Origin of the sequence: Dyadobacter sediminis, assembly GCF_005860765.1 — a bacterium.
In the GTDB taxonomy this organism is placed as follows: domain Bacteria; phylum Bacteroidota; class Bacteroidia; order Cytophagales; family Spirosomataceae; genus Dyadobacter; species Dyadobacter sediminis.
This window is the reverse complement of the sequence record NZ_VCEI01000028.1, coordinates 570,062-588,781: the sequence shown is the minus strand read 5'-3', so window position 1 is coordinate 588,781 and position 18,720 is coordinate 570,062. Positions and strand designations below refer to the sequence as shown.

At 45.3% G+C, this 18,720-nt stretch carries 15 protein-coding genes; 4 read left to right on the top strand and 11 right to left on the bottom strand.

Features of this window, described 5'->3' with window-relative positions:
* Positions 1-69 precede the first annotated feature (69 nt).
* The 3 genes from rlmN to FEM55_RS19450 all read right to left on the bottom strand — a co-directional run bounded on the left by rlmN (position 70) and on the right by FEM55_RS19450 (position 2,265).
* Positions 70-1,122 (bottom strand): dual-specificity RNA methyltransferase RlmN, encoded by a 1,053-nt coding sequence (rlmN, locus tag FEM55_RS19460; protein WP_138283046.1) that lies wholly within the window; start codon positions 1,120-1,122, stop codon positions 70-72.
* A 130-nt stretch (positions 1,123-1,252) separates the two neighbouring features.
* Complete coding sequence (locus FEM55_RS19455; protein ID WP_138283045.1) at positions 1,253-1,819, bottom strand: CvpA family protein; 567 nt, start codon at positions 1,817-1,819, stop codon at positions 1,253-1,255.
* Entirely contained in the window at positions 1,816-2,265 is a 450-nt protein-coding gene (locus tag FEM55_RS19450; RefSeq protein ID WP_138283044.1) for a GatB/YqeY domain-containing protein, read from the bottom strand. The genes FEM55_RS19455 and FEM55_RS19450 overlap by 4 nt, the downstream gene beginning before the upstream one ends.
* Positions 2,266-2,411: 146 nt before the next feature.
* On the opposite strand from FEM55_RS19450, the gene FEM55_RS19445 reads away from it, so the two are divergent.
* Positions 2,412-3,131 (top strand): pyridoxine 5'-phosphate synthase, encoded by a 720-nt coding sequence (locus FEM55_RS19445; RefSeq protein WP_138283043.1) that lies wholly within the window; start codon positions 2,412-2,414, stop codon positions 3,129-3,131.
* Between the two features lie 81 nt (positions 3,132-3,212).
* On the opposite strand, the gene FEM55_RS19440 is transcribed toward FEM55_RS19445, so the two are convergent.
* Complete coding sequence (locus FEM55_RS19440; RefSeq protein WP_138283042.1) at positions 3,213-3,515, bottom strand: SCP2 sterol-binding domain-containing protein; 303 nt, start codon at positions 3,513-3,515, stop codon at positions 3,213-3,215.
* Between the two features lie 155 nt (positions 3,516-3,670).
* On the opposite strand from FEM55_RS19440, the gene FEM55_RS19435 reads away from it, so the two are divergent.
* The 3 genes from FEM55_RS19435 to xylA all read left to right on the top strand — a co-directional run bounded on the left by FEM55_RS19435 (position 3,671) and on the right by xylA (position 7,910).
* Positions 3,671-4,153, top strand: coding sequence for a hypothetical protein (locus FEM55_RS19435; protein WP_229209341.1), 483 nt, complete (start codon positions 3,671-3,673; stop codon positions 4,151-4,153).
* Positions 4,154-4,247: 94 nt separating this feature from the next.
* Complete coding sequence (locus FEM55_RS19430) at positions 4,248-6,368, top strand: peptidylprolyl isomerase (protein ID WP_138283041.1); 2,121 nt, start codon at positions 4,248-4,250, stop codon at positions 6,366-6,368.
* 213 nt (positions 6,369-6,581) lie between these two features.
* Positions 6,582-7,910 (top strand): xylose isomerase, encoded by a 1,329-nt coding sequence (gene xylA, locus FEM55_RS19425; RefSeq protein WP_138283040.1) that lies wholly within the window; start codon positions 6,582-6,584, stop codon positions 7,908-7,910.
* Between the two features lie 66 nt (positions 7,911-7,976).
* On the opposite strand, the gene FEM55_RS19420 is transcribed toward xylA, so the two are convergent.
* The 7 genes from FEM55_RS19420 to FEM55_RS19390 all read right to left on the bottom strand — a co-directional run bounded on the left by FEM55_RS19420 (position 7,977) and on the right by FEM55_RS19390 (position 18,692).
* The gene (locus FEM55_RS19420) at positions 7,977-9,479 is read right to left on the bottom strand and encodes a RagB/SusD family nutrient uptake outer membrane protein (protein WP_138283039.1); all 1,503 of its coding nucleotides are present in this window, start codon (positions 9,477-9,479) and stop codon (positions 7,977-7,979) included.
* Between the two features lie 26 nt (positions 9,480-9,505).
* Complete coding sequence (locus FEM55_RS19415; RefSeq protein WP_138283038.1) at positions 9,506-12,973, bottom strand: SusC/RagA family TonB-linked outer membrane protein; 3,468 nt, start codon at positions 12,971-12,973, stop codon at positions 9,506-9,508.
* A 17-nt stretch (positions 12,974-12,990) separates the two neighbouring features.
* Complete coding sequence (locus tag FEM55_RS19410) at positions 12,991-14,001, bottom strand: FecR family protein (RefSeq protein ID WP_138283037.1); 1,011 nt, start codon at positions 13,999-14,001, stop codon at positions 12,991-12,993.
* A 49-nt stretch (positions 14,002-14,050) separates the two neighbouring features.
* Positions 14,051-14,725, bottom strand: coding sequence for an RNA polymerase sigma-70 factor (locus tag FEM55_RS19405; RefSeq protein ID WP_138283036.1), 675 nt, complete (start codon positions 14,723-14,725; stop codon positions 14,051-14,053).
* A gap of 259 nt (positions 14,726-14,984) precedes the next feature.
* A complete protein-coding gene (locus FEM55_RS19400; protein WP_138283035.1) occupies positions 14,985-16,697 on the bottom strand; it encodes a GMC oxidoreductase in 1,713 nt (570 codons plus the stop codon).
* Between the two features lie 66 nt (positions 16,698-16,763).
* Entirely contained in the window at positions 16,764-17,285 is a 522-nt protein-coding gene (locus FEM55_RS19395) for a gluconate 2-dehydrogenase subunit 3 family protein (RefSeq protein WP_229209340.1), read from the bottom strand.
* Positions 17,286-17,450: 165 nt separating this feature from the next.
* Entirely contained in the window at positions 17,451-18,692 is a 1,242-nt protein-coding gene (locus FEM55_RS19390) for an MFS transporter (protein ID WP_138283034.1), read from the bottom strand.
* Positions 18,693-18,720: the final 28 nt, after the last annotated feature.

Genomic DNA, 18,720 nt, shown 5'->3' with positions numbered 1-18,720 from the left:
ACAAAACTAGTTATTCTGATCCGATGCAATATTATCAAATTGTTAAATCTGGATAATTTTCAATCCGGATTATGCCGCTTCCTTGTTTGCCAGCTGACCGCAGGCCGCGTCAATATCCTTTCCTCTGCTCCTTCTCACATGTACCGAAACGCCTCTGTCTTCCAGATAAGCAGCAAATTTGTCGAGCCGGTCTGCTTCAGTGTTTTTAAAATCCGCTTCTGCAATCGGGTTGTATTCAATGATGTTAACTCTTGCCGGAACACGGCGGGTAAAATCCCAAAGCTCCTTTGCGTCCTGCAAAGTATCATTAAAGTTGTTAAAAACAATGTATTCAAATGTAATGCGGTTGCCGGTTTTTGCATAAAAGTAATTCAACGCTTCAGCAAGATTATCCAGCGAATTGGATTCATTGATCGGCATGATCTGGTTCCGCTTTTCATCATTGGCTGCATGCAGCGACAAGGCAAGCCGGAAACGAACCTGATCATCGCCCAGTTTTTTAATCATTTTTGCAATACCCGCAGTTGAAACCGTAATGCGTTTGGGCGACATGTTCAGGCCTTCCGGAGAAGTAATATGCTCAATGGACTGCAAGACGTTGGCATAATTCAGCAAAGGTTCGCCCATTCCCATGTACACAATATTCGTTAGCGGCGTTTTGAAACTGCCCTCCGCCTGACGTGCAATGGTTACAACCTGATCATAAATCTCGCTTGCATCCAGATTGCGTTTGCGGTCCATATAGCCCGTTGCACAAAACTTGCAGGTCAGCGAGCAGCCCACCTGGCTGCTTACGCAGGCTGTCATGCGGTCGGCGGCGGGAATCAGCACGCCTTCCACCAGATTGCCGTCGAAAAGGCGGAATGCCGATTTGATGGTTCCGTCGTTGCTTTGCTGCTGTTTGGCAATTTCAAGAGAATGAATCACAAAATGTTCGTTCATCAGCTGGCGCGTTGCCAGTGAAAGATTGGTCATTTCATCAAAAGAATGGGCAGATTTTTTCCAGATCCATTCATAAATCTGTTTGGCACGAAAAGCTTTTTCACCATGCGCAGCCATCCAGGTTTTGATCTGTTCTATGGTCAGTTTTCTTATATCCTGTTTATTCGGTAGTCCGGTCATTATTTTTTTCTGTATATCGAATACCGCTGTATTCCATTTTTTTGCAAGTGCAAAGGTACTTAAACCCTTTGATGAAAACGTAACTGTTCTGCTGTTTTGAAAGTTCAATTCATTCAGCTTCCTTTCATTATCAGTGTGTTATTCGGTTCAGCAAAGAAGCGTTTTCATCATCAATATAATCCCGTTTCCATTCACGGATCAGGTCCGTACCTTCCGGCATAATGGACAAAGCTTTTGTAATAACCGAAGGCGCTATGGGCACAACGAGCGGATAAAGCCAGGTGTCTTCGGTACGGTGTGCCGGAATTTTTACACCGATTGTATTGACCAGCCAGAAAAATACGCTGATGCCGAAAACCCAGGTAAAAACGCCCACCATGGCGCCGGCGAAGCTGTCGAAAGTACCCAGTATAGAATATCGCAGCGATCTTCTGATTTTGTAACCGAATTGATTTAACAGAAAAACAGTAGGAAAAAAGATCGCTGAAAATCCGACGTAAGGAAGAATTCGCCTCGCCACGCCTGCACTCACATGCGGTGTCAGGATTTCCATGCCCAGTCCCAGAAATTTAAAACCCAGAATCATGGCTACCACAAGACCTGCAATTCCGATTATTTCGATCAGAAGTCCTTTGCGGTAACCATGTAATGCGCCCCAGAGCAGCGGAACGAGGATGAGCACATCCAGTAACTTCATGCCAGCAATCCCTTCACCAAAGTGGAAACTACACGGCCGTCGGCTTGTCCGGCCAGTTCTTTTGTGGCAGCGCCCATTACTTTTCCCATATCGGCAGGACCCGAGGCACCTACACGTGTGATTATTTCCTGCAATCTGGCCTTGATTTCATCTTCTGTCAGCTGTTTCGGAAGGAATTGCTCAATAATGGCCAGTTCTGCTTCTTCTTTTTCCAGCAGATCCGCACGGCCTTGTGTTTTGTAAATATCTGCGGATTCGCGGCGTTGCTTGGCTGCTTTGGTCAGCAGTTTAAGTTCGTCATCCGCAGTAAGTTCTCCGCTTCCGCCTCCTTTTGTTTCTTCCAGCAATATAAGCGATTTGATGGCGCGCAACGCACGTAAAGTATCCTGATCTTTGGCCCGCATGGCATCTTTAATGCCTGATTCAACCTGACTTTTAAGTGACATGGTATGTAATTAAATGAGTGAATTGTTAATTGTGAATGTGTGAATGCTAAATTTGTCCATAAGTCTGCAAAGTTACAGCAATCGTTACAAAATGCAGTCATCAGGTCACCAAGTCATTTTTTATTCACCCTATTCCCATTCACTCCATGACCCGGCTTAGCGTAAACATCAATAAAATAGCAACACTCCGGAACTCGCGCGGCGGAGACAATCCCAATGTTTTGAAAGTAGCGCTGGATTGTGAACGTTTCGGGGCGCAGGGAATTACGGTGCACCCGCGACCCGATGAACGGCATATCCGGTATCAGGACGTTTACGATCTGAAGGAAGTCGTTACAACGGAATTCAATATCGAAGGAAATCCGTCCGAAAAAAAGTTTGTGGAACTGGTGCTTGCCAACAAGCCGGAGCAAGTGACGCTTGTGCCGGATGCGCTGCACGCGATTACTTCCAACGCCGGCTGGGATACGGTTACAAACCGGACGGAACTCAGCACGCTGATCCAGACATTCAAGACAGCCGGAATCCGTGTTTCCGTTTTTGTAGATCCGGACCCGAAAATGGTGGAAGGCGCCAAAATGTGCGGTGCAGACCGTGTTGAACTTTATACAGAACCTTATGCGGCACATTATTTTGAAAACCGCCGTAAAGCAGTCCTCCCTTTTATCATTGCCGCGGAAAAAGCAAGGGAAGTCGGACTGGGTCTCAATGCAGGCCATGATCTCAGTCTGGACAATCTGCGTTTCCTGAAACAGAGCATTCCGTGGCTTGACGAAGTTTCCATCGGCCATGCACTAATTTCGGATGCGCTTTATCTCGGACTGGAAAATACGATCCAGATGTATCTGCGAGAACTGGAAATCTAATAAATATTACTGCCCGCTGCTGTAACAGGCCGGGCAGCAAATAACTGTGTTTTTATTAAAGCAAAAAATCTTTTCCGGCTATTAACGGTTTCCGAATTTTTCAGCTATTCTCATGGCTACGCTCATATCGCCGTGGATTTTCAACTTGCCGGTCATGTAAGCCATCATCGCGTTCAGATCACCGTCCATGAGTTTCAGCGCATTTTTGGTTGAAATATCAAAAGTACAGTCCGCATCAAGATCCTGATCGGAAACCGTATTGGGCACCGATTTGCCGTCAATGAACAAGGTACCTTCTTCGGTTTTGAATTTTACGGTAGCATCCAGCCCGCTGTCGGTTCCAAGCATATTTTTAACTCGGTCGGTAAGAATTTGCAAACTCATAAGTAACGTTTTTACGTTGTTGAAATAATTGTGGGACTCTAATCAACAAATGTATGTTCCCGGACAAGAATATTCAAATGCCTTTGGTGTTTTCACTGAAAACGACAATTTTTACACTCTTCATCGGAAAAACCTGCTGAATTATTTTATCAATAATGAATGAAACTATCGATCGTCCTCCTTTTCTTACCTTTTTATGTTACCTCACCTTTATAAGTTCTGTATTCGGGCTGTGGACGCAGTCTGAAAGATTGTGGAACCCGGGCATTATGGCGGACGAAACGCGTGAACGGTTTGAGACGGTAAGGGAAAAACTGGATCAGCAAGCCGGAAGTGCAGATGCAAGGACAATGGAAAGCATGTTTGAATCCATCATTGAACAGACTACTCCGGAAACCATCAAGACGGGCGCAATCATCATGCTTATTTTTGAATCCATATCGCTGTATGCCGCTTATCTGATGTGGAACCTGCAGAAAAAAGGTTTTTATCTGTATCTGGCCGGAATTGCCATCGCATTTCTTGCACCCATCCTGATCATCGGCGGCTGGCTCGGCACAATCAACTCCATCGCAGGCGTTTTGCTCAGTATGTTCATGCTGATTTTGTACGCTTTCAACCTGAAACACATGGAATAATGCTGTAAGCATCCAATTATTTGAAAATGGCTTGTAAGTCCTTGCATTCCATGAAGAAAAGATTTTATTTTGCGCACAAATTTGAATCGAGAAAATGGCTTTAATTAACAAAATCAGAGAAAAATCCGGGATTGCCGTGACGGTAATCGCTATCAGTTTAATTCTTTTTATGGTTGGCGGCGACCTGCTTGGCCCCAATTCTTCAATACTTGGAGGAGGTAACAGTCAGACGGTTGGAGAAATTGCAGGGAAAGAAATCAATATCAAGGATTTTCAGAGCCGTGTGGACGGCTTCCGGCAGAATTACGAAGCCCAATCCGGCCGCAGCCTGAGCGAAAATGAACTTGCTTCACTCAGAGATCAGGCCTGGAACCAGTACGTTGTGGATATTGCGTACAAAAAAGAATTTGACGATCTCGGACTGACGGTTACGGATGACGAACTTGTTGATATGGTTCAGGGAAATCACATCAGTCCTTCCATTCTTCAGGCATTTTCTGATCCTACTACGGGTAAATTTGACAAAAATGCCGTTGTCAATTATCTGAAAAACCTTAAAACGCTTCCGATTGATCAGCAAAGATCCTGGGAAAACTTTGAGAAAAGCCTTCGTGAAGAACGTACACGCACCAAATATGAAAACCTTCTGAAACTTTCTACTTATACCCCGAAAGCACAGGCGGAAAAAGAATACGTAGCGCAAAGTACCAAAGCCAACCTGCGTTACCTTTATGTTCCTTACTTCTCGGTTGTAGACACAACGATCAAAGTTACGGATTCACAACTGGAAGAATATCTGAGCGCACACCGCAAGGAATACAAAGGAACCGATACCCGTTCCATCGAATACGTAACTTTTCCGGTTCAGCCTGCCAAAGACGACAGCGCTGCGCTTTATAACGAAATCAAGGAACTTGCAAGAGGCCTTGCAACCGCACCAAACGACTCGGCATTTGCCAGCATGAACTCCGACATTCCTCTGCCGATCAATATGTCGTTTGCAACAATGTCAGATCAGTTGAAAGAAGCGGTCAAGACGTTTGTTCCGGGCGGCGTTTACGGTCCTTACCGGGAAGGAAATACGTATTACATTTACAAATACGGCGGCACCAAAGTGGATACGGCTTATTCTGCAAGAGCAAGCCACATTCTGATCCGTGCGGAAAATCAGTCTGATTCTGCAAAAGCTGCGGCACGCACAAAAGCAGAAGGCGTTCTCGCTCAGATCCGTGCAGGCGCAAACTTTGAAGCACTGGCTGCAACTTCCAGCGCAGATCCGGGTTCGGCCCAGCGTGGCGGTGACCTTGGTTATTTCCAGAATAACGGAGCAATGGTGAAGCCTTTTGAAGAAGCGGTATTCTCGGCAACTGCTCCGGGCTTAATCCCGAGACTTGTTGAAAGCCAGTTTGGTTTCCATATTATCAAAGTAACAGCCCCGAAATCCAATACGCTTTACCGCATTGCTGCCATTGGCAAAACGATTGCACCAAGCCAGGCCACGCGTGACGAAGCTTACAGAAAAGCGGATGAGTTTGCCAATTCGGTCAAGACCAAAGAACAGTTTGACGAAGCAATCAAAAAGAACAAATCACTGGTTGTAGCAACTGCCAACCGCATTCCGGAATCAGCAACAAACATCAATGCAATCCAGAACGGACGTGAAATTGTAAGATGGGCATTCAAAGATGATTCCAAAATTAATTCGGTATCGCAGGTTTTTGAAACAGAAGAACAGTACATTGTTGCCGTTCTTACCGGAAAATCAGATCAGAAAGATGTGAAAGTAGACGACTTCCGCGACGAGCTTACAACGAAAGTTCGTAACCAGATCAAAGCGGAACAGATTACGGCCAAGCTGAAAGGTGCCACCGGCGACCTTCCGACGATTGCTAAAAAATACGGTGCAGGCGCATTGGTGGAATCGGCTACGGATATCACATTGGCAACCGGCTTCCTGACCAGCGCGGGATTTGATCCGATTGCACTTGGAAAAGCATTCAGCCTGAAACCTGGACAAAAAACCGGCGTGTTTACGGGTGAAAACGGTGTCTTTATCATGGAACTGGTGAGCAAAACAGAAGCTCCGAAAATTGCGGATTACACGCAGTATAAAACGCAACTGACACAGTCTCTTGAAAGCCGGATGTCTTACCTTGTAAACGAGGCAATCCGTGAAAACGCGAAAATTGAAGACCGCCGCGCGAAATTCTTTTAAGAACATAATATTTTTCCAAAAAGAGGAGCAGAAATGATTTCTGCTCCTCTTTTTATTTATACTGCAATAATTTCAAAAAAAAACAATAGTATTGCAGTATGAAATGTCAATCCTACACTTAATAATAAAAGATTGCTTTCAGAACGATTGGGCATTGCCATGCCTTTCGCGCGAATATTTTAAGAACATTTACAAAACAATAATCAGAACACAATGAGCATCTTACTCGGAGAACAGGAGTATTTCAAAGGAATCGGGAAAATTGCATACGAAGGCCCAGAATCGGACAACCCGCTGGCATATCGCTGGTATGATGAAAACCGCATGATTGCAGGCAAAAGCATGAAAGATCACCTGCGCTTTGCAATTGCTTACTGGCATTCATTCAACGGATCAGGGCTGGATCCATTTGGCGGGCCTACCCTGTTTTATCCATGGGATAACAAAAGCGATGCCATCGAACGTGCCAAAGACAAGGCAGATGCTGCATTCGAGCTGATTACCAAGCTGGGCGCGCCTTATTACTGCTTTCATGATATCGACGTTGTGGATTATACGGATGACGTACGCGACAATGAAAGACGCCTTCAGACCCTGACGGAATATCTGGCAAAAAAACAGCAGGATTCAGGCGTAAAGCTGCTTTGGGGAACTGCAAATCTTTTCAGTCATCACCGTTATATGAACGGCGCTTCAACGAATCCTGACTTTGACGTTGTAGCCCATGCAGGTGCCCAGATCAAAACGGCGCTGGATGCAACGATTGCGCTGGGTGGTGAAAATTATGTATTCTGGGGCGGACGTGAAGGCTACATGACACTGCTTAACACGGATATGAAACGCGAGCAGGAACATTTTGCACAAATCCTGAAAATGGCTGTTGAATATGCGCGTGGCAAAGGTTTCAAAGGTAAATTCTTCCTGGAACCAAAACCTTGCGAGCCTACCAAACACCAGTACGATTATGATTCTGCCACTTGCATCGGCTTCCTTCGCCAGCACAATCTGCTGGATGATTTTGCGCTGAACCTTGAAGTTAACCATGCTACCTTGGCGGGTCATACATTCGAGCATGAACTGCAGGTTGCGGCTGATGCCGGCATTCTCGGATCTATTGATGCAAACCGCGGCGATTATCAGAACGGATGGGACACAGACCAGTTTCCGACGGATATTGCTGAATGGACCAAAGCATTTCTCGTTATCCAGAAAGCAGGCGGCCTGAAAGGCGGCGGAATCAACTTTGATGCCAAACGCCGCCGTAACTCAACGGACGTGGAAGATGTATTTTACGCACATATCGGCGGTATGGATACGGTTGCAAGAGCTTTGGTAATTGCTGACAAGATCATTCAGAACGGCGAGTACGACAAAATCCGTACGGAGCGTTATGCAAGTTTCGACAGCGGAAAAGGTGCTGAATATGAAAGCGGAGCACTTCGTCTGGAAGATCTTTTTGAACTTGCCGCTACAAAAGGTGAACCGGCTACTATCTCCGGAAAGCAGGAATATCTTGAAAATCTGATCAACAGGTTCTTCTGATTTATGTAATATATAAACAAAAAACCGCCCTGTAAAGGCGGTTTTTTTTGTTTTAAAAACTACTTTCTAGTAGCCGTTATTCTGTCTGAGATTGGTATTGTTTCTCATTTCCGACGTTGGAATCGGGAAAAGCAGCTCTCTTTCAGTTAGTGTCGGGCCATAGGAAAATTTATGCCCTACGTAATTATCAAACGTCTTTGTTTTGACATTAAATGCCTTGCGCAGGCGAACCATGTCAAACCACGTTATATTTTCATAACACAGTTCATACCAGCGTTCGCGCCACACAGCTTCCCGGAACATATCTTTTGACAAACCGGTCAGATTTGGCAGTTGTGCCCTTGTTCTGATTGCATTCACTGCTTCGTACGCTTTTGCAGTCGGGCCGCTCACTTCATTGGATGCTTCCGCATAGGTCAGCAGCACATCCGCATAACGGATTACCGGCCAGTTCAGGTCGCTGTTTGCTGAACTTGTCTGTGCAACCATATCAAAATGCTTGTAAATAAAATATCCGCCAAGGTCCACTTCCTGGTTGCGGTTTGCTTCATTGGTAAATTTGGTAAAGAAAAATTGCTTTTCCTTCGCACGCAAATCGGCCGGATCATATGATTTTACAAAATCCCCGGTTGCATAAATACCTCCGGTTTCATCGGAATACTGGGAAATATTCTTGTTATAAGGAATAATGGAAACCTGCCAGTTGGATGGAAGAATCTGCGTCCGGAACTGGATCATGAATATGTTTTCCTCGATGTTCTTTTTGGAAGGATCATGAAAATCGTTATAGGACGCAAACAGTTTGAACTGCTTGGAATCAATAACTTCCTCCGATTTCTGGGCTGCCAGCTGATAATGCGACGCTCCTTTCTGCAAGGGAAATCCGGCCATGGTCAGATAAACCTGGGAAAGCAACGATTTTACAGCGCCCATACTTACTTTTCCTGACGCGTCGGTCCATGGCAATCCGGATGCCTCCGCAGTCTGCAGATCTTGAACAATCTGGTTATAAACAACTTCCGGAGTTGCCTGCGCCGGCCTCAGTTGTTCGGACTGAAGATCAACCGGCTCGGTAACCAATGGAATACTGCCAAACATGCGGACCAGATTGAAATAATACCACGCCCTCAGAAAATAGGCTTCTCCCATCAATGCCTTTGCTTCCGCTTCATTCATCGTAATGGTCGGAATCTTCTGAATGGAAAGATTCGCATTGGCAATTCCGCGATAGTAAGAAGTCCAGTAAGTCTGGCCGTAACCATTGTCGGACGTGTTTCTTAAATCCTTGATAAAATAGCTGTTTACAGCCTGGCCCAGATCCGTAGCTGCAAGCCCTGTTGCAAACTCCGGCATCATCCATGCGCCGCCGCCAAAGCCGCTGTTAAGCGGTTCACGCATGGGTGCATATATTGCATTTACAGAACTTCTGGCGTGTGCCGGCTGCGTAAAATAATTCTCTACTGTAAAGTTGCTGGGATCGGATTCTTCAAGAAAGTCGGAACAGCCCGTTGCGCAAAACATGCTCAGAATCGTTGTGAGCAAGCTGATATTTTTAGATATTTTGTTCATTTTACTTCAGGTAAGAGTCAGTATTGTTATAAACCTATGTTCAAGCCCAGCATAAATACCCTTGGCTTTGGATAATCGTACAAGCCGAATCCCTGATCGAAAGGTGATCCTGAATTGGAAACTTCCGGGTCGTAGCCTTTGTATTTGGTTGTTACAAAAAAGTTCTGAACCGAAGCATATGCACGCAGGCGATCGAGTTTCAGTCTGGAAACAAGGTCGGACGGGAAAGTATAAGCCAGCAGCAAATTGCGTCCTCTTATAAAAGAGGCATCTGTAACCTTGTGGCTGTCATTATTGGTCGTATAGTAAGCATTGATCGGACGAATCTGCGCAATTGGCGTGTTCTGGTTGGTTTCTGTCCAGGCATTCAGCACCGTTTTATAACTGTTGGCAATGCCCTGTCTGTCTTCCGCCGAGTGAATACTTCTGTCCAGCACATCATTTCCGTACATGTACTGCAAGTCTACAGTAAGCGACCAGGCCTTGTACTGGAATGTGTTCAGGAACGTTCCGAATCCGTCCGGAATACCTTTTCCGATAATGGTCCGGTCGTTGTCATTGATGGTGCCGTCGTTGTTTAGATCCTGATATTTGACATCGCCCGGAAGCATGTTGTAGCGTTTGGCAACTTCCGCTTCTGCTGTCGACCATGTACCCTGATGCACTCTGCCGAAGAACGAACCGACCGGCTCGCCTACTCTGATTACCGTTGCACCGGAATAGATGTCGCTTCCGCCCGAAAGTGCAAGCACTTTGTTCTTATTCACCGAAATATTGAAGGTTGTATTCCATGAAAAGTCTCCGGCCTTGATGTTGGTGGAATTTACGGCAAACTCAACCCCTTTGTTTTCCATGCTTCCTATATTGGTAAAAATACTGCTGTATCCGCTGCTCAGTGGCAACGGCGCATCCAGAAGCATATCGTTTACCTTTCTGCGGTACAAATCCAGCTCAAAGCTCAGGCGGTTAGAAAACAATCCGAATTCTATACCCAAATCAACTTGCTGTGTTTTTTCCCACTGAAGATTGGAATTGGACATACGTCCGACGCCTATACCAATGTTACGCGAACCGCCGAAAATGGCATCATAACTGGACATTCCTGCCAGTGCGCGATATGCCGGGATTTCAGAGTTTCCGGTAGCACCGTAACTGGCCCTGATTTTCAGGTTGGAAATGGCGGGAATACCTTTCATGAATTCCTCTTCCGTCACTCTCCATGCAACGGCCGCTGACGGGAAAAAAGCATAACGGTTGGCAGCACCAAATTTGGAAGAACCGTCGATACGGCCTGTAAACGTGATCAGGTACTTGTCCATTAATCCGTAATTCAGACGCGCGAAGTACGAGTTGAGGCCATAAGCGGAAGCACCGGACGAAGGAGCAAGCGCTGTAGCACCGGCACCCAGGTTATTAAACTGAAAATAGGTATCCGTAAAATTCTGGCTTCTGGCTGTATTGTCAAAGCGGTCCATATGCTGCCACGACAAACCCAGCATGGCGTTAAGGGAATGTATTTTGGCAAATTGCTTGTTATAAGTAAGGTAATTTTCAAACTGCCAGGAATTGAACCGGCTGCTCGCAACGGAAGCATCGCCGTTATTGGAAATATACTGCAGACCGGCTGCTGCGAAATAATCATTACGCTGATTAATTACGTTCGTACCGATTGTTGACCTGAATTCCAAGCCTTCCGCAAACCTTATGGAAGCATAGATATTGCCCAGCATCGTTTGTGTTCTCAGGTAAGAAAGCCTCTCTTCGGCTACTCTGAGCGGGCTGTCGCCACCTTCCATTCCGGGATAATCACGGTTACTTGCCCATTTTCCATCCGGGTATTTGACAGGAATAATCGGCAATGCTTCCAGCACCTGACGCATGGCCGTAATCCCGCCGCCGCCAAGCTGATCAATCTGTTTTTCATTCTGATCCGTGTAACCCAGTGTACCGCCGACTTTCAGCCAGGTTTTTACCTGACTGTCAAATACGAACCGTCCGGCAAACCTTTTCTGCCAGGAGCCGCGCACAACGCCGTTTTCATTGCGGTAATTCAGAAATGCGCCGTAGCTGCCTTTTTCACTTCCGCCGGTAAAGCCAAGCTGATGATTTTGCGTAAATGCTTTCCGGAACGCTTCTTTCTGCCAGTCCGTATCGTACAGCGGATTTCCACTGGAATCGAACAAAAGCGGGTTTGTACGTTTCAGCTTCGGATTGGTATATTTTGTGCCGGTTGCCCAGCCAACGGGATCGTATTTTGCAGCATTTGCATAAGCAGTTTCCTCTACTGCCAGAAATTCCCTTGAATTCAGTACCGGCAACTTGCGCGGTGCTATTCCGATGCTGAAATCCGTATCGTAAGTAACTTTTCCTGCACCTGAAGTTCCTCTTTTGGTCGTAACCAGAATAACGCCGTTTGCACCGCGGGCTCCATATATTGCCGTAGAAGATGCATCTTTCAGTACTTCGATGGAAGCAATGTCATTCGGGTTCAGGTAATCAATCGGCGTACTTCCGTTAGCGAGATCCACGGCATTCAGGATTACACCGTCAATGACATACAAAGGATTATTGGAAACACTGATGGAACTCGCTCCGCGGATACGGATATTGGCGCGGCCGCCCGGACGTCCCGAGTTGGAAGAAACATTCACGCCTGTGATCCGGCCGGAAAGCCCCTGATTCAGCGAAGAAGCGGGACGTTCCTGCAGTACATCGCCTTTAATGGTACCAACGGCTCCTGTAAGGTCCGATTTCCGTACCGAACCATAACCAACAACGACAATCTCGTCCAGTGCATTTTCGTCCTGTACAAGGCTGACCGAAATAGTGGACTCATTCCCGATTGTTATTTCCTGGGACTTATAACCTACAAAGCTGAATACAAGCGTATTCTGGCCGGTTTCAGGAATATCAATATTAAAATCCCCGTCTGCACCCGTTGAAGTTCCGCGCTGTGTTCCCTTCAATACTACGCTTACACCTGGCAATCCTGTGCCCGACTCGTCAGAAACCTTGCCTTTGATCGTTTTATCAACAATTACCGGCATGGTTTTTACCGGAGCAGTATTATTCATTGCAAGCGCCTGTTCGGTCAACAGCACAGCCGATTCTTTATTTTCTGCCTTGTTGGCTCTGCTACTTTCTTCTTTATTTTCAACAATGACGAATGTATTTTTTCTTGTCTGCTTGTATTTCAGCCCGCTTTTCAGAAGAACAAGGTTCAGATTTTTCTCGAAAGGCTTGTTCAGATCAAGCATTCCGGAAGTTACCTGAATGGATCCCACAAGACGGTCTTCAAAAATAATTTCCACACCATAATGCTTCTGCATGTCCAGCAGAACGCTTTTCAGTTTCATTTCCTGCCGCACAGACGTATGCTGACTTGCCGGCAAAGTAGCAAATGCAATAGTTTGAGAGCGGACGGGCTGACATAACGGAGTCATCAACACAATTCCGATTCCCACCCATTGCCTGGCTGATAATGTTAGATTCATAATAAAAAGATTTAGGATTACTTGTTGGTTAAAATAATAGTGGGCCCGTCCTGCTCCATTCTGATGTTGAGCACTTCTGAAACCGTTCTCAAAAGCTCATATGCATTTTTTGTCTTGAAATTTCCGGTTATGGTACGGTTTGTAATTTCTGCATCAGCCAGTTTTACTTTTTGCCCGAAATTTTCTTCAATCATTGAAACGATGTCGCTGACGGCAGTAGAATTGAAGACATACCGCTGTTCTTTCCAGGAAGCAAACGTTTTTGTATCCTGCTTTTTTGCAAGCTGGACGCCACCGGCACGATCGAGCGTTGCCATGTCGCCCGGTTCCATCATCATTTCCTTATGTTGTTCATTCTGTGAATAATCCAGCCTGATACTGCCGCATTTAAGAGCGACCTTTGTACCGCGGGGACGTGCAAAGACGGAGAATGTCGTTCCCAGTACTTCTACCTGAAAACGATCCGAAGTTTTGACAATAAACCGTTTGCTGTCCATGGTATGGCTGACCGAAAATTCTGCTTCGCCTTCCAGCGTCACTTCCCTGACATCCTGATCAAAGCCAAAGCGCGGAACTTTCAGTTTGGAATTGGAATTTAAAGCAACCCGGCTGCCGTCTTCAAGATATACGTTTGTAATCTGCCCGAAAGAAGTCTGGTAAGTTTTGTACTGAAGTGATTCCCTGAACAGCCAGCAGCAGCTCAGCAAAAATGTAACAGAAGCCGCAATCAGCCATGATCTGTTAATTTTATCTAAGAGTAATGACGAATGGCAGCCTGTCATAACCGTTCTTGGTCTGTTTGTCTCTGCATAACTGTCCGAATCCATGCGTTGAAGAAGCGATTTTACAGCAGCTTCCTGATCGGGTATAAATTGCGGGCATTGGATTTCATAATCCAGCAGCCATTCGTAAAAAGTTTCCGTGTTTTCATTGGCTGAGATCCAGTCTTCAATCAATTGTTTTTCAAGTGGATTTGCTCTGCCCGATAAATATTCAAAAAGAGTATATTTAGATATAGGTGTTTTCATTGTTGATTCAGTTCGGCGTACAATACCGCTCTCAAAGTGCGGTACTCAATCAGATTTCAATTACACTCAGGACGGAAAGCCCGAATGAAAGCATCCATTCCCCTTTCAATGCAGACCGAAGGTGTTTCAGCGCTTTGGAAATATGCACTTCCACCGTTTTGGGCGAAATGTGAAGCTCGTCGGCTATTTCATGATATTTCTTGTTTTCAAAACGGCTGAGCAGAAATACTTTCTGGCATTGCATGGGGAGTCTGGCAATTACTTCATTGACTTTGATAAAAAGATGATTGTAATGGATTTCAGCGTCAGGCTGCTGATGACAGGTAAAAAGAAAACTTTCTTCTTCAGTAATTTCCAGCGTATCTGTTTTACCAAACTCTCTACGCATATACGTATAGCATTCATTTCTTACCGACCGGAACAAATAGCTCGTGTAAGATGAATTGATATTTTCGTAAGCTTTTGTCCGGTAAAACTGAAAAAACACTTCACTGACCAGATCCTCAGCTATTTGCTTGGAATAAACAAACCGGACTGCATGGCTGCAAAGCGGGTTGTAAAAGCGCCGGAACAGCAATTCCAGTCCTTTTCCGGGATTTTGTTCAAAAGTAGTTTTCAGGAATAATGCGGAGTCAATTTCACGGGCATCTACTTTCCCTTCGTGCAAAGGTGTCACGAACGGATTGGTTCGCTTTATTTCCTGGTTCGGTAAAGGATCGTGCATTGAGTCTTTGTTTATGTAATAATTAGAAGACTTTCTTGTACTCGATTTCCCTTACTCTTGGTTAAAAAAAATAAAAACTTTTATTAATTATACTCCCAAACGTCCTTGCCGCATTATTCCTGCTTACAGGAGAAATACTTGTACATGTAGGATTATTGGCAATTGTATTGCTGAGAAGGCCATAAACAACAAAAGCCAGAGCAAACTAATGCTCCGGCTTTCACTGAATTTTATTTTCAGAAATCTGAAATGCTGCTTTTTACAAGCTCTTTGCTTTCATTTGTTTTACTGCATAATCCACTGCTCTGGCGGAAAATGCCATGTAAGTCAAAGACGGGTTCTGAGTGGAAGTAGAAGTCATGGAAGCACCGTCGGTTACAAACACGTTTTTGCAGGCATGCAGCTGATTCCATTTGTTAAGCATGGAAGTTTTGGGATCTTTACCCATACGCACGCCGCCCATTTCATGAATATCGTTGCCCGGCTTTCTGTGGCCGTCGCGTGCTTTGATGTTTTTAAACCCGGCGTTCGTGAACATTTCCGTAATCTGCTCAACGTAATCCTTGATCATTTTTTCATCGTTGTCATCATAATCCACCGAAATTTTCAGCTGAGGTATTCCGAATGGATCTTTCAGGTCTTTATCCAGCGCAACGTAGTTGCTTTCCTTTGGAATCGTTTCACCCATCATGTGCGAACCTACGCTCCAGTTACCATATTTGGTTTCATGCAGACTTGCCTTCAACGATTCTCCGATTCCATTCTGGTCCGAGTACGTTTCACGACTTGCACCAAATCCTGCAGCATATCCTCTCAGGAAATCCGTTTCCTGCTTGTACACGTTGCGGAACCTTGGAATATACCCGCCATTCGGGCGGCGGCCATCATCGGTAGAATCCAGAAACCCTTCATATTCAGCGGAAACGTGTGCACGGTAATTGTGAAAAGCTACATATTTGCCTAATACGCCACTGTCATTACCGAGTCCGTTCGGGAAACGGGATGAAATGGAATTCAGAAGGATCAGGTTTGTATTAAGCGCAGCAGCATTTACGAAGATGACATCGGCATAAAATTCCATCATTTGCTTCGTATTTGCATCAATTACGCGTACGCCTGTTGCCTTTTGCTTCTTATCGTCGTAGATTACGGAATGAACAACAGAATGCGGACGCAGCGTCATATTTCCTGTTTTCATTGCCCAGGGAATCGTAGAAGCATTGCTGCTGAAATAACCTCCGAACGGGCAGCCTCTTTCACATATGGTGCGGCTCTGGCATTTTGCACGCCCCTGATCGAGGTGTATCTGCTGCGGATCGGTAATATGTGCAGCACGCCCGATAATAAAATGACGGTCCTGATATTGCTTGGAAACCTGTTCTTTGAAATATTTCTCTACACAGTTCAGTTCGTGCGGCATCAGAAATTCTCCGTCCGGCAAGGTATCCAGGCCGTCTTTGTTTCCGGTAATGCCGGCAAATTTTTCAACATGGCTGTACCATGGAGCAATATCGTCATAGCCGATCGGCCATTCCACGGCAAACTTGTCACGTGCCGGTCCTTCAAAATCGTATTTGCTCCAGCGTTGCGTCTGGCGTGCCCAAAGCAATGATTTTCCACCAACCTGATAGCCGCGGATCCAGTCGAAAGGTTTTTCCTGAACGTACGGATGTTCATTGTCTCTTATAAAAAAGTGCGCGGACGATTCCTTGAAGTTATAACAACTGCTGGCAATCGGGTTTGCATCTGTTATTTCCTTCGGTAACTTTTCCCGATGTTCAAATTCCCACGGCATCATGTTTGTCGTAGGATAATCCTTTATATGCTGCACATCCCGTCCGCGTTCCAGAACGAGCGTTTTAAGACCTCTTTCAGTCAGCTCTTTTGCCGACCAGCCGCCGCTTATTCCCGAGCCAATTACAATGGCATCATACGTGCGGGCTTTTTTACTATCTATATTGAAATTTGCCATAGTTTGTTTGAGAAAAGGACAGGAAAAAAGAAAGTCATTTTACATTTCCTCGATCCGCTTCTTTCTTTATCCTTTTTTTACGGGTACACAGCCGTGATAACGTGCCGGGATCAATTCATAATGTGTAATATTGGTCATTACATACTCAGAAGACATATATCCCTGAATGGTAAGGTTCTTGACCATTCCGAAAAACGCCTTCAGATCAGCGTCGGAGCCGCTTTCCATTTCTTTCAGAAGCTGGGTTTGCTGAGGCCGGGCAATTTCCGTAAATGACTTGCCAAAGTTTTTTTTACTTGCAGATTCCAGCGCATCAAGGCCGTTTGACAACGTATCCTGCGCTTTTTTATCGTAACAGTCTTTAACCATTTTCTGCACAAAATTACCAACGCCAAGTTCTGCGGCTCCGGGCGTATCTGTTTTCGGAATAATTGCTTCAACCATTCCTGCCAGTATTTTCGATTGGTCTGCTGCAAGCAAGGTTCCGTTTTCCAGCGTTTTTTTGCTCCATCCCGATGCCCATGCCGGCAAATTCGCCATTGCGCCCATGGCAATCGCCATATTTTTAAGCGCTACGCGTCTTTCCATTTAATTTGTCAGTTGATAGTGAAAATATTATTAATTGTAAGTTTTGTCATATTTAATGCCATTAAGGCATCAGATAAACCAGTATGCAAATGTTGCAATCCTGAATGATCTTTTATTTAATTTAAAAAGCAAAGAAATTTACGCTGAACAAATCCAAGACTCATTTTATTCTTCCAGAAAATCCAGATCCCTGCCGTGTGTTTCCGGGATCGTTATAATGCAGAAAAGGCCAATGGCAAAACAGATTAGTCCGACCAGAGCTCCTGAGTTAATAACTGAAAATGAATCTTTAAAGGCAGCAAACAAAGTTGTCATTAATACCACTGTTCCTCTTACCATATTGGGAATCGTTGTAGCCGCCGTTGCTCTTAAATTGGTTCCGAATTGTTCTGCACCGATCGTTACGAACATGGCCCAGTAACCGATTCCAAACCCTAAAAGTCCTGCAACAGTATAAAGTTGCGAAACATTATTTATACCGGCGTACAGGAAAACGCCGCTAAATAATAACGTAAAAATCATCAGATATAGTACAGCTTTTTTGCGGGATTTTAGCCAGTGACTTAAAAAACCGCTGCATAAATCGCCAATGGAAAGTCCTACGTAGCACCACATAATGGAAAGTCCGGGTTTTACCGGTTCCGTTATGCCCAGCGCACTGCCGAATTCATTGCTGAAAGTGGAAAGAATACCGATTACAAACCAGGTAGGAAGACCGATTCCGATGCATTTAAGATACCTGCTCAGCCGGTTTTTATTGGTGAACAGCGAAAAGAAATTGCCTTTCTGAACGTGTTCCTGATTTTTCAGATCCTTGAAAATTCCGGATTCAAAAACACCGAGACGAAGCAGCAACAAGGAAATTCCCAGTCCGCCGCCAATGAAATAGGCATAGCGCCAGCTGAAATATTCCACCGTAAAGTAAGCGACGACTGCACCAAGCAATCCGATACCGGCCACAAGCGAAGTACCGATTGCACGAAGATGCTTTGGCAGAATTTCAGAGACCAGCGTTATTCCGGCGCCAAGCTCACCGGCAAGCCCTACTCCTGCAATAAAGCGCAGCACTTTGTACGTGTCGGCATCCTGCACAAACCCGCAGGCAATGTTTGCAAGGGAATAAGTAAGTATTGATCCGAACAAAACAGACAAACGGCCTTTTTTATCGCCCAAAACGCCCCATAAAATACCTCCGAGCAGCAAACCGGTCATTTGCCAGTTCAGAATACTTGCGCCGGTCAGGGAAATTTCCGTATCATTCAATCCAAGCGAAGCAAGGCTTGGCAGACGTACGATACCGAAAAGAAGCAGATCATAAATATCAACGAAATAACCGAGGGCAGCAACGATAACCGGGGCACTAAAAAGGTGAGAAGCATCTGAACGAGGTGCTGAAAGGGTTGTCATTTGTACTTAATATGGGTTTGAGCAGAAT

Excerpts from the sequence above, each read along its gene's own strand:
- rlmN (WP_138283046.1), bottom strand. The coding sequence starts at position 1,122 with ATGACCGGACTACCGAATAAACAGGATATAAGAAAACTGACCATAGAA.
- FEM55_RS19455 (WP_138283045.1), bottom strand. The coding sequence starts at position 1,819 with ATGAAGTTACTGGATGTGCTCATCCTCGTTCCGCTGCTCTGGGGCGCA.
- FEM55_RS19450 (WP_138283044.1), bottom strand. The coding sequence starts at position 2,265 with ATGTCACTTAAAAGTCAGGTTGAATCAGGCATTAAAGATGCCATGCGG.
- FEM55_RS19445 (WP_138283043.1), top strand. The coding sequence starts at position 2,412 with ATGACCCGGCTTAGCGTAAACATCAATAAAATAGCAACACTCCGGAAC.
- FEM55_RS19440 (WP_138283042.1), bottom strand. The coding sequence starts at position 3,515 with ATGAGTTTGCAAATTCTTACCGACCGAGTTAAAAATATGCTTGGAACC.
- FEM55_RS19435 (WP_229209341.1), top strand. The coding sequence starts at position 3,671 with ATGAATGAAACTATCGATCGTCCTCCTTTTCTTACCTTTTTATGTTAC.
- FEM55_RS19430 (WP_138283041.1), top strand. The coding sequence starts at position 4,248 with ATGGCTTTAATTAACAAAATCAGAGAAAAATCCGGGATTGCCGTGACG.
- xylA (WP_138283040.1), top strand. The coding sequence starts at position 6,582 with ATGAGCATCTTACTCGGAGAACAGGAGTATTTCAAAGGAATCGGGAAA.
- FEM55_RS19420 (WP_138283039.1), bottom strand. The coding sequence starts at position 9,479 with ATGAACAAAATATCTAAAAATATCAGCTTGCTCACAACGATTCTGAGC.
- FEM55_RS19415 (WP_138283038.1), bottom strand. The coding sequence starts at position 12,973 with ATGAATCTAACATTATCAGCCAGGCAATGGGTGGGAATCGGAATTGTG.
- FEM55_RS19410 (WP_138283037.1), bottom strand. The coding sequence starts at position 14,001 with ATGAAAACACCTATATCTAAATATACTCTTTTTGAATATTTATCGGGC.
- FEM55_RS19405 (WP_138283036.1), bottom strand. The coding sequence starts at position 14,725 with ATGCACGATCCTTTACCGAACCAGGAAATAAAGCGAACCAATCCGTTC.
- FEM55_RS19400 (WP_138283035.1), bottom strand. The coding sequence starts at position 16,697 with ATGGCAAATTTCAATATAGATAGTAAAAAAGCCCGCACGTATGATGCC.
- FEM55_RS19395 (WP_229209340.1), bottom strand. The coding sequence starts at position 17,285 with ATGGAAAGACGCGTAGCGCTTAAAAATATGGCGATTGCCATGGGCGCA.
- FEM55_RS19390 (WP_138283034.1), bottom strand. The coding sequence starts at position 18,692 with ATGACAACCCTTTCAGCACCTCGTTCAGATGCTTCTCACCTTTTTAGT.